7 protein-coding genes are annotated in these 6,575 nt (G+C 70.0%); all 7 read right to left on the reverse strand.

The features are described from left to right. Positions 1–313: 313 nt before the first annotated feature. Positions 314–1,321 carry a siderophore-interacting protein gene (locus VFE05_21000; protein ID HET6232567.1) on the reverse strand — a complete coding sequence of 336 codons (1,008 nt, stop codon included), beginning with the start codon at positions 1,319–1,321 and terminating at the stop codon, positions 314–316. A 65-nt stretch (positions 1,322–1,386) separates the two neighbouring features. Further along, positions 1,387–2,247, reverse strand: coding sequence for an ABC transporter ATP-binding protein (locus tag VFE05_21005; protein ID HET6232568.1), 861 nt, complete (start codon positions 2,245–2,247; stop codon positions 1,387–1,389). Between the two features lies 1 nt (position 2,248). Continuing rightward, positions 2,249–3,364 carry an iron chelate uptake ABC transporter family permease subunit gene (locus VFE05_21010; GenBank protein HET6232569.1) on the reverse strand — a complete coding sequence of 372 codons (1,116 nt, stop codon included), beginning with the start codon at positions 3,362–3,364 and terminating at the stop codon, positions 2,249–2,251. Continuing rightward, positions 3,361–4,473: an iron ABC transporter permease gene (locus tag VFE05_21015; protein HET6232570.1), complete on the reverse strand. Its 1,113-nt coding sequence runs from the start codon at positions 4,471–4,473 to the stop codon at positions 3,361–3,363. The genes VFE05_21010 and VFE05_21015 overlap by 4 nt, the downstream gene beginning before the upstream one ends. A gap of 9 nt (positions 4,474–4,482) precedes the next feature. Beyond that, positions 4,483–5,508, reverse strand: a complete 1,026-nt coding sequence (locus VFE05_21020) for an iron-siderophore ABC transporter substrate-binding protein (GenBank protein ID HET6232571.1) — start codon at positions 5,506–5,508, stop codon at positions 4,483–4,485. Between the two features lie 251 nt (positions 5,509–5,759). Further along, the gene (locus VFE05_21025; protein ID HET6232572.1) at positions 5,760–6,329 is read right to left on the reverse strand and encodes a hypothetical protein; all 570 of its coding nucleotides are present in this window, start codon (positions 6,327–6,329) and stop codon (positions 5,760–5,762) included. A 42-nt stretch (positions 6,330–6,371) separates the two neighbouring features. After that, positions 6,372–6,575, reverse strand: a 204-nt coding sequence (locus VFE05_21030; protein ID HET6232573.1) for a hypothetical protein, incomplete at its 5' end; no start/stop codon positions are given.

The following is a 6,575-nucleotide window of genomic DNA, read 5'->3' on the forward strand; positions in this document are numbered from 1 at the left end:
TTGCTGCGGATGGCGAGGTTCGCGTACTCCCACCCCGGCTCCGCCTTGGCAAGCTTCTCCGCCACCCGGTCCGCCCCCCCCCGCCCCCCGTTGGGCAGGCGTTCGCTCCGGTCCCCCACCCCCTCCGTAAAGGAATCCCCCAAAGCAACATAAACCCGCCGCCCGTTCCGGTTCGGAAGCAAAGGGTTTACAGGCACGTGGTTACGCTACCGGCCCCAAACGGCCGACAGGGAACAGCGGGGTTAACAAGCACCGCACAGCAGGTGAGCTAACCGCCAGAAGCCCGGCCGCAGCATGTAAGGGAGCGTCCCGGCTAGACCTCAGCCCTCCCCTGCCGCCAGTACCCCATGAACGCCACCTGCTTGCGGTCGATCCCGACGTCCCGCACCAGGTAGCGCCGCAGCTCCTTGATGGCCCCGGCTTCCCCGGCGATCCATGCGTAGAACGGCAGGGCCCCCGCGGGCTTGTCCGGATTCTTGCTGGCGCCGATCGCGGCGCTATCCATCCGGGCCGGCGTCTCCCAGAGGATCTCCTGGTCCACGTTGACGTCCTCGGGCTCGGGCCCGGCGGCGCGCTCAGGGAATTTGATGCCCACCCAGCCGGGGACAGGCACGGCGGCCCGGACCGCCTCCTGCAGCAGCGTGCCGTGCGGACGCGAGCGCCCGATCGCAGCGCCGCGCGCCAGCCAGGTGATCTCGACGTCGGCCTCGGTGTGGAGGTCCTGGAAGTCGCCGGCCTCGGGCACCTCGAGGATGGCGTGGCCGCTCATGTACGGCGGGAGCGCTTCGAGGATCGCGCCGATGGCGGGAACCGCCGTCTCATCCCCGGCAAGCAGCACCCGCTCGGCCATGCCCGGCCGCCACTCGATCCCGGAGTACGTTTGCGCCGTGACGCAGTGGGCGGCCCGGTTGTTGGGCCCGATCAGGGTCAGGGTGTCCCCCGGTTTGGCATTCAGTGCCCAGTTGGCGGCCGGGCCGCCGTTGCCCGTCTCATCGAAATGCCGCACGAAGTCGATGTCGAGCTCCGGGTAGACGGCGTCCAGTCGCTCCTGCCGGACCGTGTAGGTGCGCATGGAGCCTCGGGTGGCCGGGTCCATGGTTAGCCATTCGCGGTACCAGCCGGCCTGCTCCGTGCGGAATTCCGGCAGCGGCACTGCGGTGCCGTCCGCGGCCTGGGACGGGATCATGAGCTTGACCCGCAGGTCCAAGGTGCTGCCGTGCACGCCGAAGCTCCACAGTGAATAGCCGCCGAGGGTGATCCGGCGGAAGTTCGGGCTAAGCTGCTGGACCGCCGTGACCTGGACCGCGAACGCGAGGGTCATGGGTCCGGTGGCGGCCGGCTCTCTTACGCCCGCGGCGGCGCGGGCCGTGCTGTGCGGTGCTGCAGTCATGGGACCAGCTCCAGGGTTGGGATCGAGCCGGCGGGCGCCGACGTGACGGGTTCGGAATGGGCGTGGTGGCGGCCGAGCGGGATGACCAGCGGCGTCCCGGAGACCGGATCCGGTACAACTCGGGAGTCCAGTGCGAACACTTCGCGGACCAGCTCCGCGGTGATCACGTCGCCGGAGGCTCCTTCGGCCACAATCCGGCCGTCCTTCATGGCAATGACGTGGTCCGAGTACCGCGCGGCAAGGTTGAGGTCGTGCAGCACGATCGCCAAGGTGGTGCCGCGCGTGCGGTTCAGATCGGTGATCAGGTCCAGCACCTCGACTTGGTGGGCGAGGTCTAGGTAGGTGGTGGGCTCATCGAGCAGCAGCACCTCCGTTTCCTGCGCCAGCGCCATCGCGATCCACACACGCTGGCGCTGCCCGCCGGAGAGCTCGTCCACGTTCCGAGCGGCAAGCTCAAGCGTTCCGGTCGCCGCCAGCGCCCGCTGGACCGCGAGGTCATGGTGCGAGGAATCGCCCGCGCGCCAGGAGCGGAAGACGCCCTGGTGCGGGTACCGGCCGCGGCCCACTAGGTCCCGCACCGTGATGCCGTCCGGCGCCGTCGGGTGTTGCGGGAGCAGGCCCAGGGTGCGGGCGACCTCGCGGGCGGGGCGGGTGTGAATGTCCTTGCCGTCCAGGGCGACGATTCCGGCGGCGGGCTTGAGCAGCCGGGACAGGCCACGGAGCAGGGTGGACTTACCGCAGGCGTTGGCGCCGACGATCATGGTCACCTTGCCCTCGGGGATGCCGGCGGACAGACCTGCGATGACGGTGCGCTGATCGTATCGAAGGGTCAGGCCGGTGGCGTGCAGAACTGCCATCTCAGGCATCCTTTCGGCGGGACGTGACGAGGAGCCACAGCAGGAACGGGGCGCCCAGCGCGCCGGTGACCACGCCAACCGGAAGCACGGCGCCGCCCAGCAGCAGCGGGGCGATGTTGGCGGCCAAGTAGTCGGCGCCAAGGACGATCAGCATGCCCGCCAGGGCCGACGCCGGAAGGCTGGCCTTGCAGACGAAGCGGCGGGCGACGGGAGCGGCGAGGAAGGCGACGAACGCCACCGGGCCGGCTGCCGCCGTCGCCACCGCCGCGAGCGCGACCGCGGTGGCGACAATGGCAAGGCGCGTGGGACCGGCCCTGATGCCCAGGGCCGCGGCGGCGTCGTCACCGAGTTCGAGGATGCGCAGCGGGCCGGCGAGGACCACGACGGCCGGAACTAGCACGACGAGGGCGAGGCCGAGCACCGATGCCCGGTCCCAACTGGCGGAGTTGAGCGAGCCGTTGAGCCAGATGAGGGCGTCGGCGGCGGTGCGGATATCCGCGCGCGTCATGAGGAAGCTGACGACGGCGTGCAGTGCCGCGGCGATGCCGACCCCTGCCAGGATCAGCCGGCTGCCCGCGGCGTCGCCCCGGCCGCTTCCCGAGCCAGCGGAACCGCCGCGGGAAAGGGCGTAGATGACGGCGGCGACACCCAGGGCGCCGGCGAGGGCGGCGCCGGACACCGCGGCTCCGGTGGCCCCGAAAATAACGATGGCGGTGACGGCGGCGGCGCTGGCGCCGTAGCTGATGCCGATCACATCCGGGCTGGCCAGGGGGTTGCGCAGCATGGTCTGGAACAGTCCGCCGGACAGCCCGAAGGCGGCCCCGGTCAGGGTCCCGACGACGGCGCGCGGCAGCTTGCTTTCCATCACGATGAAGCTCGCGCCGGGGATCTTCGGCCCGCCGGCGAAGTGGGCCGCGAGGATCTTGAAGAAGTCGGGAACGGTGACGGTGTAGCTGCCCAGCAGCACGCTGGCCGCGAAAAGGACCACAACGGCGAGGGCCAGAACGGCGGTCCGGTTGCGGACCGCGCGGAGGACGGACGCGCGAACGGGCACTTGGCGCCCGGTTTTCGCTGCAATGGGGGCCTGAAGTGTCCGCTCGCGCAGGGGGGAGCTCATAGTCCGGCTCCCTTGGCGCGGCGGACGAGACACACGAACACCGGCGCGCCAATAAGCGCCGTCATGATGCCGGCAGGGACTTCGCCGGGCGGCAGGATGACGCGCCCGATCACGTCGGCGGCCAGCAGCAGCGCCGGCGCCAGGACCATCGAGAGCGGCAGGATCGAGCGATAGTCCGGGCCGGCCAGGAAACGGACGGCATGCGGGACCACGAGGCCCACGAAGCCGATGGGCCCCGCGAGGGCGGTCGCCGAGCCGCACAGCAGGACAATGCCCAGCGCCGTGGTCCCGCGGGCCAGGCCCACGCGCTGGCCGAGGCCCCGGGCGATGTCGTCGCCGAGGGAGAGGCCGTTGAGGGTCCGGCCCGCGGCCAGCACAATCACCGCGCCGAGGGCCAGGAACGGCAGGCCCGGCAGCACCACGGACCAGTCGCGGCCCGCGATGCCGCCGAGCTGCCAGAAGCGGAAGCGGTCCAGGGTGTCCTGGCTGGAGACGAGGATGACGTTCATGAGTGAGTACAGTCCGGCGCTCAGGGCGGCACCGGCGAGGGCGAGCTTCACCGGCGTCGCGCCGTCCCGGCCGAGTGAGGCGATCAGGTAGACGACGGCGGCGGCCGCAGCGGCGCCGGCGAAGGCGAACCAGATGTACCCGGCGAGCGAGGAAACGCCGAAGACGTAGATTCCGGTGACCACCGCCAGCGCGGCGCCGGCGTTGACGCCGATGATGCCCGGATCGGCGAGGGGGTTGCGCGCCACGCCCTGCATGGCGGCGCCGGCCAGGCCGAGCGCGCCGCCGGCGAGCAGCCCGAGGACGGTGCGAGGGATGCGGGCGTGGATGACGGCGTGGTCGCCGTTGGCCGGGTCGAACTGCGTCAGCGCCTGCCAGACGGTGCCGAGGGCCACCCCCCTCGCCCCGACGGCCAGTGATGTTGCCGTCACCAGAAGCAGCACGACGGCGGCGGCCGCCAGCCAGGCCGCCTGCTTGCCCCCGGCCGGGGCGCGCCGGACGCTTGAATTCCGGAGGGGGCTGGCCGGATGTTCCCGGGCTTCCGGGGAGGGCGGGGGGCGGCGGGCGGCGCCGGTGGCCGCCGTCGTCGTGCCTGGACTCATGGTCGGTGCCTACTTCGCTGCTTTATCCGCCGCGCTGGCAAGCAGCGGCAGGAAGGCGTCCAGAGACCACGGCAGGCTCAGCGGGGAAGCGGCGGAGATGGCCAGCGTCAGGGTGTTGTCTGAATCCGCCACGAGGGCACCGTTCTTGACGGCGGGAATCTGGGCCATGAGCGGGTCGGCCTGGACTGCCTGGGCCGCGGCGTCGTCGGCGACCCAGGTCACGAAGATGTCGGATTCAAGCTCGTTGGCCTTCTCCGCGGACCACGGAATGTAGAACTCACTCGATCCCTTGGAGTTCTCCTCAACCACGGGGGCCAGCTTCATGCCGATCGAGTTGAGGAAACGGGGGCGGTTGTCGTTGGCGGTGTACAGGCCGATCTGCTCTGTCGCAGCAGGATCCAGGTTGCCGTAAATGTAGGACTTGCCAGCGAGTTGCGGGTACTGGGAGACCTTCTCGGTGATGGTGGCCTCGGTGTCTTCGACGAGCTTCTTGGCCTCCGCTTCCTTGCCCAGGGCCTGGCCGATGATCCTGGTCGAGTCCTGCCAGTTGGTGCCGTAAGCCACCCCGGGCTGAGCCACGACCGGGGCGATCTCGCTGAGCTTTTTGTAGTCCTCATCCGTGAGGCCGGAGTAGGCGCCGAGGATGACGTCCGGGTTGAGCTTGGCGATTTCAGTGAAATTAACGCCGTCCGCCTCGGAGAACTGGACCGGGGCCTTGTCCGAACCGAAGCCGGCGCCCAGCGCCTCGAGCGCGGCGTCCTTCCACGGGGTGGAACCCTGCGCGTTGCCGCCCCACGCGTTCTTGGGGACGCCCACCGGGACGACGCCCAGGGCAATCGCGACGTCGTCGTTGACCCAGGACACGGTGACGACGCGCTGGGGCTGGGACTCGATGGTGGTCTCGCCAAAGACGTGCTTGATGGTCACGGGGAAGGCGGAGCTTTGCGACTGGCTGGTGTTGTCGGCAGCGCCGGAGGCAGCAGGGCCTGTGGAGCAGCCCGCCAGCGCAAGTGCGACGGCGGCCAGGACGGCCACCGTTTTCCCGGAGGTGCGCAGGAAGCCGCGTCTGGGCAGGGTGCACGGTGTGAGGCTCGGGGCAGGGAGAGGCATGGAATTCCTTAGGTCAACGATCTGAACCCAAGTAAGGCTAGCCTATCCTTCTATGAATTAAGCAAGCATTCCGTCACGTAATTGTCACGATGCGGCGTCGTGACCGGATCGAGCGGCTGGCGGGCCGCCGCTTGAGCTTGCCGGAGCCCCGCTCCGACAAGCTCAAGCAGCGCCGGTCAGCGGTAGGACATGGTCAGCAGCAACTCTTTGAGGGCGTCACCCTCGTCGCTGACCAGCCACGACTTCGCCGCCTCGTCGCTGGCAAAAGGATTCTCGATGAACTTGACGTCGGCGACCAGCACTCCGTCTCCCACCCGGATGATCCCATCGATCCGCGAGTCGTCCCCCGCAGTCGGTTCCCCCGCCGTCAGGTGCATGCGGTACGTGGTGATATCCCCCGCTCGGTCCACGTAGAACGAATAGTGGGCGGCAAGAGCAGGCTGCTGCGCGAGGCCGGGGACGGGTTCGGACTCGAAGACTGTCCTGGTTACCGGATGGGTCACCCCGTCGGCGGCCTGCCCCGCGTACACGGTGGCCTGCTTGGTGCCACTGGCATCGAAGACGGTCGCCGAACGCGAGGCGGAAGGCGCATCCGCCGGGTACTCAAAGGACAGGCGCCCATCCGGGATCGTGTACTTGTTGAGGGCGGCAGCGGCGGGAGCGGACGACGGCGTTTCGGCGCCGGCCGCCGTCGAGCTCGTCGCCGCCGGGGCGGGGGCGGCGGGCAGGCGAGACGCTCGTGACATCTGCCGGGATCGTCGGGCTCGTGACGGCGGCCAAAGCCGGGATCAGCGGAGCACGATGTCCACGGGGTTCGCCTCGGACCGCCATTGGCCCCCGGACCCGGCCTGCGGCGCGATCACCGGGGCCGTCAGCACGCCCGAGCGGTTGGTGCGCTTGTCCCGCAGGATCTCGGTGACGGAGCCGAGGTGCCGGGACAGGTCGATCACGTTTTCGGGCGCGGCCAGCAGCAGCTGGAACCCGAACTCGTG

The organism is Longimicrobiaceae bacterium, from assembly GCA_035696245.1.
In the GTDB taxonomy this organism is placed as follows: Bacteria; Gemmatimonadota; Gemmatimonadetes; order Longimicrobiales; family Longimicrobiaceae; genus DASRQW01.

Excerpts from the sequence above, each read along its gene's own strand:
- VFE05_21005 (HET6232568.1), bottom strand. The coding sequence starts at position 2,247 with ATGGCAGTTCTGCACGCCACCGGCCTGACCCTTCGATACGATCAGCGC.
- VFE05_21010 (HET6232569.1), bottom strand. The coding sequence starts at position 3,364 with ATGAGCTCCCCCCTGCGCGAGCGGACACTTCAGGCCCCCATTGCAGCG.
- VFE05_21025 (HET6232572.1), bottom strand. The coding sequence starts at position 6,329 with ATGTCACGAGCGTCTCGCCTGCCCGCCGCCCCCGCCCCGGCGGCGACG.
- VFE05_21015 (HET6232570.1), bottom strand. The coding sequence starts at position 4,473 with ATGAGTCCAGGCACGACGACGGCGGCCACCGGCGCCGCCCGCCGCCCC.
- VFE05_21000 (HET6232567.1), bottom strand. The coding sequence starts at position 1,321 with ATGACCCTCGCGTTCGCGGTCCAGGTCACGGCGGTCCAGCAGCTTAGC.